This window comes from Opitutus sp. ER46 (genome assembly GCF_003054705.1).
In the GTDB taxonomy this organism is placed as follows: Bacteria; Verrucomicrobiota; Verrucomicrobiia; order Opitutales; family Opitutaceae; genus ER46.
In genome coordinates this window covers 13,866-31,128 of record NZ_QAYX01000017.1, presented here as the reverse complement: position 1 = coordinate 31,128, position 17,263 = coordinate 13,866, and the positions used below count along the sequence as shown (strand labels likewise).

The following is a 17,263-nucleotide window of genomic DNA, read 5'->3' as shown; positions in this document are numbered from 1 at the left end:
ACTGATCCGACCGATCAGACTCATCAGACGGATCCGACTGATCTGCGCTACCCACCCCAGCCCGTCCCCGCCAGCCCCGCGCGTCTCTCACCTCCGCGCCCCCTCACTCCCTCATTCCCCTATTCCCTCACTCCCTCGTCTCGGGCGGCGACAGCCGCCCGAGACGGAACTTGCCCAAGGCTCCCCCGGTCACTCTACTCCAAATCACCCATGACTTCGTTCTCGAAACGCCTCCTCGCCCTCCTGCTCGTCGCTGGCGGCGCCCTCCTCGCCGGTTGCACGACGAACAGCCCCAAACAATCGTCGATTCCGTGGAGCCAACCTGCCGCTTGGGAAGGCCAGATTCCCGGCATGGCCCAGCAGGGCGGCCGCTGATTGCGGCTCAGTCTTCTTTCCTAATCCGGCGCTCCCTCGGGACGCCGGATTTTTGTTTTCCCGGCCCGCGCCTGCCCGGCATCGTGAGCCCCTTCCCGTCCCCGGTTCCGCTCCCGCCATGTCCTCCGAAAACACCTCGCTCGTCCCGCAACCCGGGCACTTGTACGTCGTCGCCACACCCATCGGCAATGTGGCCGACCTCACCGAGCGTGGTCGCGCCATCCTCGGCGGCGTTGACCTGATCGCCTGCGAGGACACCCGCACCACCGGCGCTTTTCTCACCCGGCTCGGCCTGCACAAGGAACTCGTCGCCTATCACGAGCACAACGAGACCGAGGCCGCGCCCCGCCTCGCCGACCAGCTCGCAGCAGGTCGCAGCATCGCCGTCGTGAGCGACGCCGGCACTCCCGCCCTCAGCGATCCGGGTTTTCGCGTGGTCCGCGAATGCCGCCGGCGCAGCCTGCCCGTCGTTCCCGTCCCTGGCGCCTGCGCCGTCATTTCCGTCCTCAGCGCGAGCGGACTGCCGACCAATGGTTTTCTTTTCGTCGGTTTCCTGCCGGCTAAGAGCGCCGCCCGCGTCACTTTCTTCGATCAACACCGCGCCTTCCCGTACACGCTCGCGCTCTACGAGAGCTGCCATCGAATCGACAAGGCCGTCGCCGAAATCGTCACCACACTCGGGCCCCAGCGCGTTGTCTGCGTGGCCAAGGAGGTCACCAAACTCCACGAGACTTTCTTCGTCGGCCCCGTCGGCGAAGTGCAGGCCCGGCTCGCGAAGGCCAGCCTCAAGGGCGAGTTCGTCCTCCTCATCGCCCCGGCGGATTTCACGCTCTAGCGGCGGCGCCTGGGTTGATTCCCTCAGTAAACGAAGGCTTCCCTTTCGGCGGAATCATGGGTTTGGTGGCGCCATGGTTTCGGCTGTTGCCGTCATCGATATTGGCAGCAACTCGATTAAACTCCTGATCGCCAAACGCGGCGAGGGATCGATCGTGGTTGTTCACTCCCGCTCCCTGGACGCCCGCATCAGCGCCGGCATCAGCAAGGCCGAACCCGAACTCAGCGAGGACGGCATGGCGACGGGATTGGACGCCATCCGCACGCTGCTCGCCGACGCCAAGGCCCACCACGTCCGCAAGATTCTCCTGGTCGCCACCAGCGCGGTGCGCGACGCGCGCAACGGTCCGCTCTTCCGCGCCCGCGTGCACGAGGAGACCGGCCATGAGGTTCGCATCCTCACCGGCGACGAGGAGGCGCGGCTGATCGGTCGGGGCCTCGCCTGCGATCCCGCCCTTGGCGATCTCCAGAATTTCTACGTCTTCGATCTCGGCGGCGGCAGCCTCGAATGCCTCGCCTTCCGCCACCGGCAACTCGTCCAGGCCGCGAGTCTCCAGCTCGGTTGCGTCCGCCTGACCGAGGCTTTCGTCAAGGATGTCACCCGTCCGCTTGGCCGCGGCGCCCGCTACCGCATCATGCAGCACGTCCACGACGAGCTGGTGCGCAGCCCGTTCAAATTCGACTTAGGCGACGATGCCGTCGCCGTCGGCACCGGCGGCACCATGGCCACCGTGCGGGCCATCATCGGCGCCCGCGATGGCATTCCCTTCGAACAGACCCCCACGCAGCTTCCGGTCGCGTGGCTCCGCGTGATGTTCGCGCACCTCGGCCGGCTGCCGCTGGACGAGCGTCGCACCGTCCCCGGGCTCCCGCCCGCCCGCGCCGACGTCTTTCCGACGGCGCTCGTGACTTTCGTCGCCGTCGCCGACGTCGCCGGCGTGCAGGGTTTCCGGCATTCGCTGTACAACCTGCGCTACGGCCTCGCCGCCGAGGCGCTGCTCGGCGCCTCGCACTAACCCTGCTGCCGCCGGCCACGCCGGGGTGCCGGGGTCATGCCGAGCTTCTGCAGGTCTTCCCGCGAGCGTTCGCGCACATAAGCCGCCTCTTCCGCCGTCAGTCCGATCCGGCGCAGGAAGCGCGCGTGCGCCTGCGGATCGTCCCGCTCCAGCGCCATGTGCCAGACCTGCAGATCGCGGTCCGTGAACGCACACGCCCGCAGCAACTCGACCCACTGGTCGCGCGTCCGCTTGGGCTCCTCGCCGCGCAACACGGCCTCGCGCAGCATCTCGACGATGAAACGCTGCTGACCGCGCAGCGCGCTGATCTGGTCCTGAATCTCCCGCAGCCTCGCCTCGAGCGTCCGGTTCACGCGCGTCGGTGCGCCATCCATCATCTGCTGAATCGAGCGAAGCGGCACCCCCGCGCGACGATACGTCACGATCCGCGCCAGCTTCGCCTCGTCCTCCGCCGAGTACATCCGCGCATCGGCCGCGGTGCGGTAGCTCGGTGAAAGCAGGCCCAGTCGGTCGTAGTACAGCAGCGTGGTGCGCGAGAGGCCGTAGCGCCGCGCGATGACGGTGATCGTCTTCATTGCCAGAAAAGGGGGCCGGTCAGCGGAGCGGAGATTCACGCCGGGGGCGAGTGCGCTTTCCCCGCCGCGGCTGCATGCCAAAGCCCGGCGCACGCGCCAACGCGCGCCGGGCCGCCGACTCAAGCTTTGGGTTTACCGACTGCGGACGCGGATTTTGGCCGCCGTCTCCGCGTCGATCTGGAGCGCCTCAAGAAACGCCTGGTGCGCCTCCGGATGCCGCTGCTCGAACAGGCGATGCAGCTTGTCCATCTGCGCCTCGCTCACGCCGCTATCCCGCAGGAGGGCGACGAATTGGTCCTTCGTAACGAATGTGGCATGCGTCTTCATCGGGGATGAGCCTCGGGGGTGAACCTATAGACGGGTCAAGCCGCCTCCGCCTCTTTCTCTTACTCCTACTCTTCCTCTTTCTCTCGAGGGATTGAGGGATTGAGGGATTGAGGGATTGAGGGATTGAGGGATTGAGGGATTGAGGGATTGAGGGATTGAGGGATTGAGGGACTGAGGGATCGAGGCTCACGGCTTGCCGCCCGCTCAGCCCCAGCCACCCTCCATCACTTCGCCGTCGCTTTGCGCAGCGCCTTGATCAGCCGCGTGAAGTCCTTCGGCAGCGGCGCCCGCAGGTCCAGTTCCTTACCGGTCATCGGATGCGTCAGCACGAGATGCTCCGCGTGCAGCATCACCCGATCCGGCTGCAACGGCATCCGCGGATCCGGTTTCCAGCCGTACAGCGCGTCCCCGAGAATCGGGAAACCGATCGATTTCAGGTGCACCCGGATCTGGTGCGTCCGACCCGTGAAAATCTGGCAGCGGATCAGTGCCGCCATCTGCCCGAAGGCCTCCGCGCGCTCCCACGCCGTGCGCGCCGGCTTTCCGCCTTCGCCGACCGTCATGCGATGCCGGTGCACCGGGTGCCGGGAAATCGCCCGGTCAATCATCCCGCTCAGCCGGTCCGGCGCCCCCGCCACCAGCGCCACGTACTCCTTCTTCAGCGCCCGCGTGGCGAACTGGTCGGCCAGCGCCCGGTGCGCCGCGTCGGTCTTGGCCACGACGATCACCCCGGTTGTCTCCTTGTCCAGGCGGTGCACGATGCCCGGCCGCTCCACGCCGCCGATGCCGCTGAGGCTGCCGGCGCAATGAGCCAGGAGCGCATGCACCAGCGTGTCCTCGCCCGTCGCCGCGCCCGGATGCACCACCATTCCGGACGCCTTGTTGATCGCCAGCATATGGCGGTCCTCGAAGATCACGTCGAGCGGGATGTCCACCGGCTTCAGCTCGGTCGGGACCACCTCCGGCAGCGCAAACTCCAGCACGTCGCCCGAGACCACCGCGTGATCGCGCTTGATCGGCTCGCCGCGCAGCCGGACCAGCCCGGCGTCAAACGCCCGCTGCAACGCCGTGCGGCTGTGCCCGGGAAATCCCTGCGCCAGCGCCTTGTCGGCGCGCGCGCGCGCTGATCCTTCGGGAACGGTGTAGGTTTCGGCAGCCATGCAGCGGCCCTATCCCCGACAGGTTTTCCACCGCGGGTAAAGCCTCAGAAGATCACCCGGTAGGAGCTGACCAGCTCACGGTCATTCCCCAGGCGCGCCTGCGACTTTACCATGTCGTAGTCACCCGCATTGCGCAGGGTCAGCCCCACGGTATGCGCCACCTTCTTGCGCCGGATCGTCCAGTTGGTGCTCAGCGTCAGGAGTCCGTAGCCGGGATACTCGAGGGCGTAGCGCTGCTTGTCCTCATACTGCGCGGTGAAGGCCGACACGTAGCTCCAGGTCGCCGCCAGCGAGAGTCCCTTCAGCCGGCCCTTGGCGAAAGCGTAGGTTCCGCTCGCCGTCGCCGTATACGGCGGCAGGCGCGTGATCGGCCGGCCCACCTCCTCCGGCAGGTCTGGCGAGGCGGTGGTGATCGCCCGCGTGTATGCCGCGCGCGCCGCAAAGGTCCATCCCCCCCACGGGCGCCACCGGCCCTCGAACTTGCCACCCGAGAAACGCTCCTCGCCCGCCGCGACCAGCTGCGGCTGCGTCTGGTTCGCGTCGTAGATGGGGTCGTCGTACAGCGGGTTCCGGCGCGAGATGTCCTGGTTGAACAGCAGGAAGCCCGACGCGCTCAGCTCCAGTTCGCCGTCCTGGAACCTGCCCTTCAGGCCCGTCTCATAGCCGCGCGTCGTGTCGTTGCCCTGGATACGACCGGTGCGGGAGTCGACCCGCGTCGAGGGGTCGAACGCCGTGCTCGTCGTCGCGAACACCAGCAGCCGGCCGGGCAGCGCCTGGTAGTTGACGCCGACGTGATAGGTGAGCTGCTGCACGCGGTCCGACACGTACGGGAGCGTGGTCCCGGGCCGCCGGTCCTCGAGCGTCAGGCCCACCAAATCCTGCCGCAGCCCGGTGGTGAAAACCAGCCGCCCGGCGGCCATGCCCATGCGCTCGGTGAGCTCGAGCGCCGTGTAGCGCGCGTTCTCCTCCCGGTCGGTGAGCACGCGGGTGTAAACCTCGTCGGCAAAGGGCGTGCGGTAATAGTTCGGCGCGCTCGGGTAGAACAGCCGCACGCTGGCCGGCAGCTGGTTGCGCACCGCCGTCGGCAGCGCGAGCTCCTCGCGCGTGTACGTACCCCAGGTGTGGTTGAACGCCGCCATCAGCTTGTGCTGGGTGCGCCAGAAATCGAAGCGCCCGGTCGCCTCGAGATGCGCCAGCAAAACCTCCTGCGGCTGCTCGGAGTGCCGCGGCTCACGCGTGCCTTCGAAGCGTCGCGTGGCGACGTTGTACACGCCCGTCGTGAACCGGTCCTGCTCGACGGTCCGCCACCACGACTCCAAGCCCGCCCGCAGCGTCAGCCAGCGCCGCGGCTGGCCGTCAAACAGCACGCTCGCCGCGCCGGTCCGCCGGCGCACGCCCGCATCGGGGCCAAAGACGTTGAAGCCCGCGAGCGGCAGATACGGGCCGACGATCTTCTGCCCCGTCGCCAGCCGGTAGTCGGGAATCGCCGGCGCGGCATTCGTCCGCACGCTCTGCACGTCCACCGCCCACAGCGTGCTCGCCACCGGGCTGTGCTTCCAGGACACCGCCGCGCTCGCGTTCATGGTCGTGTTCGCGGCGAACTCCTCCGGCCCCTCGCGGCGCGTGTAGCTCAGCCCCACCCGGTGCCACACCCGCTTCGGCACGCTCACACCAAACACCTCCGCGGTCGCGTTCTGCGTCTGCTCCGTCGAAATCGAATACTCCAGCTTCTTGCCCGGGGTCGTCCGCGGCCGCGCCGTCCAGAAATCCTGAATACCGCCCGGCGCCGCCCGCCCCATCACCGGCACCAGCGCGCCCTGGATGACGATCGTCCGCAGCGTGTTCAGCATGTCCGTCGCCCCCATCGTCACAAAGCCGTTGCGCAACAGCGGCGTCGGGAATCCCCGCAGGCTCAGGCGCGCGTCCCCCGTCGCCAGGTCCACCGCCGAGGGGTTCGCGATCTGCACCAGCTGCACATCGACGACTTCGTCCTCCACCGGCTGCGCCATCACCAGTTCGTTCGCAAAGGGCCAGTCCCGCAGCTGCTGCTCATAGCTCCCCATCCCGGTGCCGTCAAAGGACGTGTCCTCCGCCGACTTCACCTCGTAGGCGTCCATCTTGATCAGCGGATCGCGCTCGGGCCGGACCAACGCGCCGGGGTCGGTTGCGACCGGCCCGACGGCCGGCGGCGTCACCGGTTGGGCCGCCGGCGGCGTGGGCGCCGCCACGGACGGAGCCGACGTAATCGGAGTCGTCGTCGTCGTCGCGGCAGCCGCGCGCCCGCCGCTCACGAGGAGCAGCGCAGCCAGCAAGGGAACGACGGCACGGGACGGCATGGCGGAAGAAAATTCGAAAAGTCTGACGCCTGAGGGCAACGATCGTCACGCGGGCCGGCAAATTTCCCCCTGCTTTCGCCAAGATTTGCCCGCCCGCGCCGGGGCGGTCGCCCCGGTCGCGCATATCCATTCAGGCCCGTCCGGCGGGTCAGGTCGTGGTCGCGGAGATCCGATCGATCTCGTCGAGCATGGCCCGGCGCGTCGCCGCGGGCACCTGCGCGACTTCCCAACCATTCTTGGCCAGGGCCGCCAGCTCCGCGCGCGAAAAGGTCAGCTCGCTCGCGAGCGTCTCGTACTCCTCGACCAGCGTGTTGCCGAAACAGAGCGGATCGTCGGTGCTGATCGTGCAACGCACCCCCGCCTTGATCAGCCGCCGGATCGGATGGTCTTTCATCGTGGGCACCACCTGCAGGCCGACGTTGCTGATCGGGCACACGTCGAACGTGACGCCGCGCTCCGCCGCCAGGCGGACCACCGCGGGGTCCTCGATCGCCCGCACGCCATGCTGGATCCGCGTGACGCCGAGGAGCTCGATGGCCTCGCGCACCCGGTCGGCTCCGCCGAACTCGCCCGCATGCGCCTTGGTCACCTTCCCCGCCGCCCGCACGCGCGCCCAGATCGTTGCCGTCTCCGGCGGCGTCGGCTGCACCTCGTGCCCGTGCAGGTCGATGCCGGCCAGGTCGTCCCACGTGTGCAGTTCGTCGATCGTCGGCCGCAGGTCGCTGTTGATGTCGGTCCGCGCCATGCCGGCGAAGATCCGCACCTCGAGCCCCGCCGGGACCGCCGCCCGCAGCGCGGCGATGATCTCGGGACCGGGCACCTTGATGAACTTCGTCACCGGCAGGTGAAAACTGGTCTCCACGTAGCGCACGTTCTGCGCGACGTGCTTCGCGAACATCACCTTGGCCGCCTCGTGATAGCGGTCGGCCGTCGTGAACCACGGCAGCGCGTTGTCCAGGAGGATCCGGTCGAACTCCGGAAACGAGGGGTAGCGATACGCGCGCGAGCGGAACTGCGGATCGGGCGGCCATTGCTCCGGCTGCCATTGCGTCAGCAGTTCGTAGGGCAGCGCCCCTTCGACGTGCAGATGCGTTTCGGTCTTCGGCAGGGCTTGGATGAAGTCGCGCATGGTTCGAAAAAACCGCGGCGCTCGGGCGCGCCGCGGCAGGTGAGAAGGAGGGTGGCTGGATTTCCGCCGGCCCGCAAGTGGCGCGCCGCTCCAGGCGAGTGCGCGCCGCCGCGGGTCGCGTTTACCGGCTGCTCCCCAGCAGGTACGCGGGGTTCAGTTTGTGGAGGGACTTCGGCACGAACAGGCCATCTTTGCGGATCAGCTTCCCGTCGAACCAGATCTCACCGCCGCCGTACTCCGGCCGCTGGATGCACACCATGTCCCAGTGTACCTGGGACTTGTTGCCGTTGCCCACGCCTTCGTAGGCCTGGCCGGGCGTGAAGTGGAAGGAGCCCGCGATCTTCTCGTCGAAGAGGATGTCTCGCATCGGCTGCAGGATGTGCGGATTGAAACCCAGCGCGAACTCGCCGATGTACCGCGCGCCCGCGTCGCTATCGAGAATCTCGTTGAGCCGCGCGGTGTTCGAACCCGTCGCCTCCACCACCTTGCCCTTGCGGAACGCGAGCCGGATGTTGTCGAACGAGGTCCCGAGATAAACCGTCGGCGCGTTGTATTGCACGTGGCCTTCGACGCTGTCGCGCACCGGGCAGGAGAACACTTCGCCGTCGGGGATGTTGTGGCGGCCGCCGCAGGCGCGCGCCCCGATGCCCTTGATCGAGAAACTGAGGTCCGTGCCCGGGCCCTTGATCTGCACGCGATCGGTCCGCTCCATCAGGTCGGCCAGCGCCTTCATGCCGGGCGTCAGGCGCGAATAGTCGAGCGTGCAGACCTTGAAGTAGAAGTCCTCGAACGCCTCGGTGCTCATCCCTGCCTGCTGCGCCATCGCCGCGCTCGGCCAGCGCAAGACGACCCATTTCGTGCGGCCCACGCGGTAGTCGAGTACGGGCTTCATCAGCCGCGAGACCAGTTGCACGCGCTCCGACGGGACGTCCGACGTTTCAAAGATGTTGTTCGAGCCGCGCAGCGCCACGTAGGCGTCCATCTTCTGCATCCGCGCGAGCTCAACTTCCGCCTGCGGCGCGAACTGCGCCTCCTCGGCCCCGCGGTGCAGCTCGCGCGTGATCCGCGCCCGGTTGATCTGCACGTAAGGATAGGCCCCGCGGGCCCGCGCCGCGCGCACCAGTGCAATCACCATCTCGTCTGGCACGTCGAACGCATCGATCAGGACGCGCTCCCCTTTTTTCAGCTGCGTCGAAAACCCAATGAGCCCGTCCGCGAGCTCGTTATAGCGTGGATCAATGATCATTTGCCCGCCAACTAACGCCCCGCCCGCTGATCCTCGCAAGGTGGAAAACGGACAGGCGGGGGCGCGGGGGGGGGGCCGCGCGGTCTTTCTCTTACTCTTCCTCTTTCTCTTCCTCTCAAACTTCGCTCGGCGGTTCACGCCGAGCGGGGGAGTAAGAGTAAGAGAAAGAGAACGAGAAAGATTCGAGCCCGCCCCCCTCTACACCACGCCCCGCCCCCGCTCAACCGGGTCCTGCGGAAAACAGATCCGGCCGACCGCTTCATCGAAGTCCGCCGCGCCGCGCAGGATCTCGATCTCCAGCCGCAGATAATACAGCGGCAGCGGGCACGACTGCGTCTCCTGGATGCGCACCGCGTCCTTCTCGGTGGTGACCAGGCACTGCGCGCCGTCGCGCCGCGCCATGGCGAACAGCTCGGCCACGTCTTCGTCGGTGTACCGGTAGTGGTCGAGGAAGCGCTCGCGGCCCACGAGCACGGCGCCGAGGTCGCGCAGGAATTTCTCGAAACTCTCGGGCGTCGCGATGCCGCTGAACGCAAACACGCGGCGGCCCTTCAGAAAACTCAGCGGCTCGCGCGCGGCGGCGTCCGTCACCGGCACGCCGAAACGCTGCAGGTACTGCGGCCGATGCGCGCACTCGATGATGTCCACGCCCGGGTTGTACTGCTGGATCGTCTGCTCCAGCTCCGGGTCGCGCTCGCCGTTGGATTTGGTGAGGAAGACGTAGCTCGCGCGGCGCAGATGCTTGATTGGCTCGCGCAGCACGCCGCGCGGCAGGAGGTGCCCGTTGCCAAAGGGGTTCGTCTTGTCCACGAGCAGCAGGTTGAGCCTGCCCTTCAGCGGCAGGTACTGGAATCCGTCGTCCAGCACGAGCGTGTCGCAGCCGAACTTCTTGATCGCATACGCGCCGGCCTTCACGCGGTTCTTGTCCACCAGCACGATCACGCCGGGCAGATTGCGCGCCAGCATGTACGGCTCGTCGCCCGCCTCGTCGCTTTCGAGGAGCACCTTCTGGCCGTCGCTCACGATCCGCGGCGGCGGCTCCTCGGCATGCGTGAAGCGGATCCACCAGCGGCGCCACAACGGCTGCCGCTTGCTCTTGTAGCCGCGGCTCAGGATCGCCACGCGCCGGCCGCGATCGCGCAGCGCGCGGGCAAACTTCTCGACGACCGGCGTCTTGCCCGTGCCGCCCGCCGTGAGGTTACCCACCACCACCACCAGGCAGCCCAGCGGCTGGTCGCGCATGATGCGGTTCTGGTACAGCCATAGCTTGGCCTGGGCCGCCGCGCTCCAGAGCCAGGAAAGCATTTGCAGCAAGGCGCCGTACAGCGCCGCCGATGCCCCCGCGCGCCGGCCCAGGATCACATCGATCGTGTAGAGCTCCAGCGCATTAGCCTGCTTTTTCAGCCAGTGCAGTTGCATCGCGTCAGGTCAGCCACCGCCCCGCCGCCCGCGCGCGCCCTCGGGCGTCCGGGAGTCGGACGCAGGCAGCGGGTTTATCGGCAGCGGTGTCAGGTGTGTCACGACCGCGATTGAAGGTTGACGCCCTACGGGGCGTAAACTGTTTTCGCACCGCCTACGCGCACTCCTCATGAGCTACAAACTGTTCATTCCCGGCCCCATCGCCGTGTCGGATAAGACCCTGCGGGCGATGGCCCAGCCGATGATCGGTCATCGGAGCAACGACTTCGTCGCGCTGTACCAGGCGATCCAGCCTGAGCTGCAGGCGCTGATGTACACCAAGGATCCCGTGTACCTTTCCACGAGCAGCGCCTGGGGCTCCATGGAAGGCGCGCTGCGCAACGTCGTGCAGAAGAAGGTGCTCAACTGCATGAATGGCGCGTTCTCCGACAAGTGGTACGACGTCGCCCTCCGCGACGACAAGCAGGCCACCGCGCTCAAGTTTGAATGGGGTCAGCCCGTCGACCCCGAGGCTGTCCGCCGCGAGCTCGCCAAGGGCGGCTACGACGCGATCACCCTCATCCACAACGAGACCTCCTGCGGCTGCATGAGCGACCTCGCCGCCGTGATGAAGGTCGTCCGCGAGTTTCCCGAGGTCATCTCGATCGTCGACACCGTCAGCTCCTTCAGCGCGATGCCGATCAAGAAGGATGAGCTCGGCATCGACGTCCTCATCACCGGCTCGCAGAAGGCGCTCGCGATGCCGCCGGGCCTGTCCCTCATCTCCGTCTCGAAGCGCGCGCTCGATCGCGCCGCCCAGACGCCCGGCCGCGGCTACTATTTCGACTTCGTCGAGTTCCAGAAGAACCACGAGGCCGGCATGACGCCGAGCACGCCGACGGTCTCGCTGATCTTCGCGCTCAAGTCCAAGCTCGAGGACATCAAGGCCGAGGGCGTCGAAAACCGCTACGCGCGCCACCTCCGACTGAACAAGATGGTCCGCGACCACATCCTCGCCAAGGGCTTCAAGATGTTCCCGAAGGAGGGCTACGGCTCCGTCACCCTCAACTGCTTCGCCAACACGCTCGGCTACGATCTCGCCGCGCTGAACAAGATCCTGAAGTCGAAGCACCACCTCGTGATCGACGGCGGCTACGGCAAGCTGAAGGGCAAGACCTTCCGCATCTCCAACATGGGCGACGAGACCGATGAGACCATCGCCGCCATGCTGAAGTCCTTCGACGCCGCCCTCGCCGAGACGCCCAAGGTTTCCGCCTGATCCGTTTTCGCCCCCGCGAGAACGGCAGCGATCGAGCCGCGCCGGTTGCGTCCCTGACGCCGCCGCGCGGCTCTTTCTTTTGCTCACGCCTCGGCTTGAGGTTCGACGTTCCAAAGGAAAGCCGTGATGCTCGCGCCCGATGCCCGCCGCCGCCCGGCTCACTCTTCCCGACCGCCTGCCGACGCTCGCCAACGCCAGCTTCGCGCTCGGCCTGATCGTGCTCGGCGTGCGACTGGCGCTCTTCGGCTATGCGGGAAGTCCGCTGCCGTACTACGACCAGTGGCTGGCCGAGTTTAACAACACCCTCCTCCCCGCGACGGTCGACGGTCCCTCCTTCGCGCTGCTGTTCACGCCGCACAACGAGCACATCCTCGCCACCACCAAGCTGCTTTCGCTGCTCGGCGTCGGCCTCAACGGCTACTGGGACGTTCCCTTCCTCGCCGCCATCGCCGCGCTTGTTCGGGCCATCGAGGCCGTCCTGACGTTTCGCGTGCTTTCGTTTGCCGCGGCGCGCGGCGTGACCGTCACCGCTTGGCTGGGTTGCCTCGTCGTGTTCGCCACCCCGCTCTCCGGCTACAACCTGCTATCGGGGCTGCAGGTGAGTTTCTACCTCTCCGATCTCGCCTTGCTGGGTTCGCTGCTGTGCGTCGCGCGATGGCAACATGCTGGCCGCAACGGCGCCGCCCTGGCGCTGCTCACGCTTTTCGGACTCTCCAGCATGGGCGCGGCGATCGCGATTCCGGCCGCCACGCTGGCGACCCACCTCGCCTCGCCGCGCCACCGGCCCGGCTTCTGGACCGCGTGGATCCTCTCGGCCACGGCCGCCGGCGCGTATGCGCTGTGGGCCGGCGCCGGGGTCGGCATCCGAACCGCCGGCCTCCCGCTCGCCGAACGCGCTGCGTTCCTCCTGCAGCTGCTGGGCTGGCCAAGCGGCAACGTGCTGTGGGGCGCGGCGATTCTTTTCGGCGTGATCGCCGGCGTCCTCTGGTTGTGGCGTACCCAGCGTCGCGCCGCTGCGGCGCTGCCGCTCGGGCTCGCCACCTACGCCGCCGCCAACCTCGCGATGCTCGCCTGGCGCCGGCCACCGTCTGATTTTCACGCCCGGCACTTCGAAATCGCGGCGCTCCTGCCCCTGGGCGTCATGGTCCTCGCCGCCTCCTTGGCGTATGTGACGAGCCCGAGTGCGCCCGACAGCACCGCTCCCGCCACTTCGCACCCGTCGCCGGGAACCGCTCCACACCGCGCCAGCCGCCGGCTGCTTGTGCCTCTCGCGGCGCTGTACCTCTGCGCGCTCGTCTCGGTCTGGCTCAACGCGGGCACCTACCTCGTCGCCGCGCACGCCCACCGCGCCGAGGCGGTCGCGCATTACCGCGCGCTGCTGACCTCGCCTCGCATGCAGCAGGCGCGGGTCGAAATGAACGAACGGCTGCGAGCGCTCGATTACCGGTTCTTCGACGACCCCATCCTGCGCTTCACGCCGCATCCGACCGTGTACGGTAATATCCTAGTCCGGCCCTTGTCCGCGCTCGCACTTCTCGCGCCCGAGATCCTGCCATCGCGTCCCCCGAGCGTCACCAGCCGCGTCGTGCGCGTGGCCTTTGCGGCCGGACCGTGGCTCGCCGTCCTCGGCGCGCTCCTGGCCGCCGCCGTCGCCCTGAAATCACCCGCCCGCCGCCCCTTGGCGCCATAAACACCGGGAGGAGAATCCGCCGCGCCGAGGTCGGCCCCACGAGGAGCGTCCAGTTTAACCCCGCAGGGATCATCCGACCCCGGCGCAGCGGAAAGTCATACAACGGCGCGCGTCGCGTTGTTCCTTCTCCTACTCTTCCTCTTTCTCTCTCACGGCAGTCCGCGCCCCTGACGGAGTGTCAGAGCCGCTTCGCCGCTCATCCTCCCGGTCCACACCAGCCGCTCAGACGCGCCGCTCCGCCGCCGCTCACTTTCACGCCCACATTCCCTCTCACATCTCGGTCCACACTCACTTTTACTCTCACTCTCACTTTCACTTTCTCACAGGTGTTGCGCGTAGGCGATGAACCCACGGTGACGGCGAACAAAGCGCTTGAGAAACAGCGAGACCGCCGCGGTGTGCCGCGCCGCCGGCCAGAGCGCCGGAATGGCGAGCACAAGTTCAAACGGCGCGACCGGCAGATCATCGGCCACCGCGAGCGGCCCGCGCCGCGGGTCGGCGTCCGCCTCGACTTCCCAGCGCACGGGCAGCGGCTCGATCTCGTCCGAGGAAATCAGTTCCAGCGGCGGCGCCGCGTTCTCCGTCGCCGCCTCGGCATGCAACCGCACCGTCACTTCGTCGGACGTCGTCGTCTCAAGCCGCACGAAACCGTGATAGCCCCGCAGCCGCGCATCGTGCTCGAGCACCTGGATCTCCGGCTCCGTTGAGGTCGCCCAGTTTTCCTCGGCCAGATCCCGCGCCGGCGTCGCCTCCGCCAGCCCCAGCGCGTCCACGAGCGGAAAGAACGAAAGATCGAGCCCCTGCCCCAGGTCCGGCGCGAGCGCCAGCCCCTCGATGAAACGCAGCAGCGCCAGCGAACCGCGCAGCTCGCGATGATCGAGCCCCCCAAGGAAACTCAGCCGTAACGCCGCATCCGTCGCGCCCGGCCCGAAGTATACGAAGCGCTGCAGGTGCGCCGATCCGGCGGATCCACGCAAGGGACCAAAGGGCGACGCGAAGACGTGGCGCGACTGTTCGACGGCGCGAAACGTACGGAAGAGTTGCTCGTGCCAGGCCGCCGCCGGCGAAATGGGCTCGAGGAGGGCGCGCTCATGGCGCGCGAGAACAGAAGAAAGGAGTTTCATCATTGGATCAGTCACAGGCCGCCGCGAACACGCGCGGAATGGCAATACGGGAGAACTCAGCAGGGAACGGCGCAGACGCACCGGAACTCGCCCCCCCGACCGGCACCAAGGCCAGCGGCGGTACGGACGGGCGGAGGCTGAAGCATGCGGAGCGGCCGGGGCCGCACTCGGCATGGATTAACCCGCCGCTCTGACGGGTCGCTCGCTGGCGCTTAACCGGAGTCGTGCTCCGATGCGCCCAGCGACCGCGTCAGCGGTGCTCCGAAAAACATCGAGCGCCCGCATCCGCGGCTCGCATGGAGCCGGGATGCATCGTCAGGGCGCCGACGCTCGCGGGAGCCGAAAGGCTCGCCGAGCTGACCGGCGCACGCTGCGCGAAAAGGCCTCGAAGAATTGACTTCACGTGGGCGACAAAGGCCGCCCTCTGCGTCGCGCGCAAGCCTTTTCTAGTGTTCTTGAGTCGCCTACTAGGCTTTATGACTCACGTGGCGGTAATTGTTTACGAACTCCTGTCATCTCTGAGCGCGCTGTATTGCGCCCTCCAACGGACGTAAATCCCTCGGCCTCACCGCGCAACGGCCTACGTCCCGCCGGGTGCAGCGCCTCGATCGAAGTCGCGTCGCCGCCAATCGCGTTCCGAGCCGACGTATCAGCCATCCGGCGACATTCTCGCCCCGCCAAAAGTGTCACGTATTACGTGACACTTTCCGCACGTCTCCCTCGTGTGGCATCGCGCCAGTGTCACGTATTACGTGACAGTTGCCGGAGGCAAATTTGGTGAGTGCGCGACCACATGTGGCCGGCTGCTGCCGCTGCGGCGTTCAGCTTTCCGCCGTCAGCTCCCGCCGTCAGCGCGACGGGGACGCCGTGCGCAGTTGCACAATGTACCCGTGCACGGATGCGGCCACACGCGGCAGGGCGATGGAAGCGGCCACGGCGATCGTCACAGCCACGATCGCAGCGGCAAAGAAGCCGGCGTTGAAATCGGAGCCGCGCGTGAACGCTCGGGCGCGATAGGAGGACGAGGGCATGGGTCAAAAGGGACAGCCGCCGTAGTTTTGGGTTCGGCACAAATCATCGTCACCGCCCCTCGCGCCCTGAGCCCCGCCCTCCACTTTACGTGTTTCTGCCCCACCAAAGGGCGGCAGTGCCGCCCCTTTCAGTTTTCGCGTGAGCGAAAACTGCCGGGAGTTGCCAATTCCCTGCGCCCACAAATAGTGCCCGCCCTACGCGATGCTCCGAACGACGACCTGCCTGGACCAGATCCAGCCCGAACCTGACGCCAATCTCCTCGCCCTGAAGGGCTGGTTCGTCGCCGACCGCCCCATTCGCCGCCTGTTCGCCCAACTCCCCGACGCGAAGCCCATCGCCGTCTGGCTCGGTGATCCTCGTCCCGACGTCCGCGCCGCCTTCCCCGACGCCCCGACCGCCGCCCGCAGCGGCTACCTTTTCGCCCTGCCGGCGGCCGCCCAACCGCAGCACGGCACCTGGTGGGTCGAGGCGCAGGACGGCTCCTGGTGGCAGTTGCCCGCCGACTGGACGCAGCACAGTCCGGTGCAGCGCGAGGCGACCGCCGTCGCCCCCGAGGCGGTGCCCGCCGACGTCCGCACGTGCAGCGACGAAAACCTGGTGGAGGACCGGCTCCGGCGGGCGTTCACCCGCGGCTCTGGCATCACGCTGCGGCTGGACCTGATCAACAAGTGCAACCTGCGCTGCATCATGTGCCACTACAGCCAGGACGAGATCTTCAAGCGCCCGGCAAAGTCCATCAGCCTCGAGCAGTTCCGCACGTTGTTCGAGGGCATCGCCCCCGCCGTCGAGGTCATCCTCCTCTCCTGCGCCGACGAGCCGCTCGCCTCGAAATTCTTCTCCGAGATCGTCACCTACCTGCGCGCCGTCCGGCCGGGCCTCGTCATCTGCTTTTGCACGAACGCCATGTTGATGACGGCGCCGCTGCGCAAGGTGATCGTCGAGCAGGGCGTCGACCACGTGCTCTTCTCGATCGACGGTGTGGCGGCCGCCACATTCGAGGGCATTCGCAAGGGCGCCAACTTCCAGCGCGTGCTGTCGCACATCACCGCCCTGCGCGACCTGCGCCGCCGCGCCGGCGTCGACCGCCCAATCCTCACGGCCAATTTCGTGATGATGGCGCGCAACATCCACGAGGCGCCGCACTTCATCCAGATCGCCCGCGAACTGGAGCTCGCCTACGTCGACTTCCGCCACGTCGTAAACTGCTTCGGCGAGTTCGCCCTGCAGGACGAGCAACTCCAGCACTACCCGGGACGCTTCAATCACTACCGCGCCCAGGCCATCGCCGCCGGCGCCGCCGCCGGGATCGTCGTCTATATTCCGCCGGCCCTGCCGACTGAAGCCACGTGGAGCCCCGGCCCCGACGAGCCCGTCGCTGACGCCGCCACCGCGCTCGCCATCATCCGCGGCGTGCCGGCCGATGCCGGCGAGCTCGCCCCACCCAAGCCGAAGATCCCGCGCGTGACCGAGGCGCGCCTCCAGGACATCTTCGGTCACCTCTACTGCACGCGCCCGTTCACCGAGATCACGATCCGGAACCAGGACGAGGTCCTGCCCTGCCCGTGGCACCGCGTGGCGCTCGGCCGGTTGAGCGAAGTCCCCGACCTCAAGTCGCATTTCTTCGGCCCGCGTTTCCAGCAACTGCGGCGCGCGATGCTCCGCCCCGAGGGCGACGAGAACTGCCGCGGCTGTCCGCTCAAGGGCCAGGAACTGCCCTCCGAACTCGACACGGCGTAGCGGCG

Annotated in this window: 15 protein-coding genes; 6 read left to right on the top strand and 9 right to left on the bottom strand. The window is 67.6% G+C overall.

Going from position 1 to position 17,263, the window contains the following annotated elements; genetic code table 11:
* Nucleotides 1–210: 210 nt before the first annotated feature.
* From DB354_RS22465 to DB354_RS02485, 3 genes are all read left to right on the top strand, one after another.
* Nucleotides 211–375, top strand: coding sequence for a hypothetical protein (locus tag DB354_RS22465; protein WP_199226776.1), 165 nt, complete (start codon nucleotides 211–213; stop codon nucleotides 373–375).
* A gap of 118 nt (nucleotides 376–493) precedes the next feature.
* Nucleotides 494–1,210 carry a 16S rRNA (cytidine(1402)-2'-O)-methyltransferase gene (gene rsmI, locus DB354_RS02490; RefSeq protein ID WP_107833859.1) on the top strand — a complete coding sequence of 239 codons (717 nt, stop codon included), beginning with the start codon at nucleotides 494–496 and terminating at the stop codon, nucleotides 1,208–1,210.
* A 73-nt stretch (nucleotides 1,211–1,283) separates the two neighbouring features.
* Nucleotides 1,284–2,225 (top strand): phosphatase, encoded by a 942-nt coding sequence (locus DB354_RS02485; RefSeq protein WP_107833858.1) that lies wholly within the window; start codon nucleotides 1,284–1,286, stop codon nucleotides 2,223–2,225.
* On the opposite strand, the gene DB354_RS02480 is transcribed toward DB354_RS02485, so the two are convergent.
* The 7 genes from DB354_RS02480 to lpxK all read right to left on the bottom strand — a co-directional run bounded on the left by DB354_RS02480 (nucleotide 2,222) and on the right by lpxK (nucleotide 10,417).
* On the bottom strand, nucleotides 2,222–2,800 hold the full coding sequence (locus DB354_RS02480; protein WP_107833857.1) for a MerR family transcriptional regulator: 579 nt from the start codon (nucleotides 2,798–2,800) through the stop codon (nucleotides 2,222–2,224). The two genes, DB354_RS02485 and DB354_RS02480, sit on opposite strands and share 4 nt — an antisense overlap.
* A 132-nt stretch (nucleotides 2,801–2,932) precedes the next feature.
* The gene (locus DB354_RS02475; RefSeq protein ID WP_107833856.1) at nucleotides 2,933–3,127 is read right to left on the bottom strand and encodes a hypothetical protein; all 195 of its coding nucleotides are present in this window, start codon (nucleotides 3,125–3,127) and stop codon (nucleotides 2,933–2,935) included.
* Between the two features lie 224 nt (nucleotides 3,128–3,351).
* The gene (locus DB354_RS02470; RefSeq protein WP_107833855.1) at nucleotides 3,352–4,287 is read right to left on the bottom strand and encodes an RluA family pseudouridine synthase; all 936 of its coding nucleotides are present in this window, start codon (nucleotides 4,285–4,287) and stop codon (nucleotides 3,352–3,354) included.
* 44 nt (nucleotides 4,288–4,331) lie between these two features.
* On the bottom strand, nucleotides 4,332–6,623 hold the full coding sequence (locus DB354_RS02465; protein WP_107833854.1) for a TonB-dependent receptor: 2,292 nt from the start codon (nucleotides 6,621–6,623) through the stop codon (nucleotides 4,332–4,334).
* Between the two features lie 148 nt (nucleotides 6,624–6,771).
* Nucleotides 6,772–7,752 (bottom strand): adenosine deaminase family protein, encoded by a 981-nt coding sequence (locus DB354_RS02460; RefSeq protein ID WP_107833853.1) that lies wholly within the window; start codon nucleotides 7,750–7,752, stop codon nucleotides 6,772–6,774.
* Between the two features lie 121 nt (nucleotides 7,753–7,873).
* Nucleotides 7,874–8,998 (bottom strand): aminopeptidase, encoded by a 1,125-nt coding sequence (locus DB354_RS02455; RefSeq protein ID WP_107833852.1) that lies wholly within the window; start codon nucleotides 8,996–8,998, stop codon nucleotides 7,874–7,876.
* A gap of 198 nt (nucleotides 8,999–9,196) precedes the next feature.
* The gene (gene lpxK / locus DB354_RS02450) at nucleotides 9,197–10,417 is read right to left on the bottom strand and encodes a tetraacyldisaccharide 4'-kinase (protein ID WP_107833851.1); all 1,221 of its coding nucleotides are present in this window, start codon (nucleotides 10,415–10,417) and stop codon (nucleotides 9,197–9,199) included.
* A gap of 169 nt (nucleotides 10,418–10,586) precedes the next feature.
* Here lpxK and DB354_RS02445 point away from each other — a divergent pair, with 169 nt between their 5' ends.
* Nucleotides 10,587–11,675: an alanine--glyoxylate aminotransferase family protein gene (locus DB354_RS02445; protein WP_107833850.1), complete on the top strand. Its 1,089-nt coding sequence runs from the start codon at nucleotides 10,587–10,589 to the stop codon at nucleotides 11,673–11,675.
* 139 nt (nucleotides 11,676–11,814) lie between these two features.
* Entirely contained in the window at nucleotides 11,815–13,365 is a 1,551-nt protein-coding gene (locus tag DB354_RS02440) for a hypothetical protein (RefSeq protein ID WP_107833849.1), read from the top strand.
* 320 nt (nucleotides 13,366–13,685) lie between these two features.
* Here the strand turns inward: DB354_RS02440 and DB354_RS02435 are convergent, their stop codons facing one another.
* The gene (locus DB354_RS02435; protein ID WP_146180078.1) at nucleotides 13,686–14,489 is read right to left on the bottom strand and encodes a M14 family metallocarboxypeptidase; all 804 of its coding nucleotides are present in this window, start codon (nucleotides 14,487–14,489) and stop codon (nucleotides 13,686–13,688) included.
* Nucleotides 14,490–15,337: 848 nt separating this feature from the next.
* Nucleotides 15,338–15,520, bottom strand: coding sequence for a hypothetical protein (locus DB354_RS02430; protein ID WP_107833847.1), 183 nt, complete (start codon nucleotides 15,518–15,520; stop codon nucleotides 15,338–15,340).
* Nucleotides 15,521–15,722: 202 nt separating this feature from the next.
* Here DB354_RS02430 and DB354_RS02425 point away from each other — a divergent pair, with 202 nt between their 5' ends.
* Nucleotides 15,723–17,258 (top strand): radical SAM protein, encoded by a 1,536-nt coding sequence (locus tag DB354_RS02425; protein WP_107833846.1) that lies wholly within the window; start codon nucleotides 15,723–15,725, stop codon nucleotides 17,256–17,258.
* Nucleotides 17,259–17,263 lie beyond the last annotated feature (5 nt).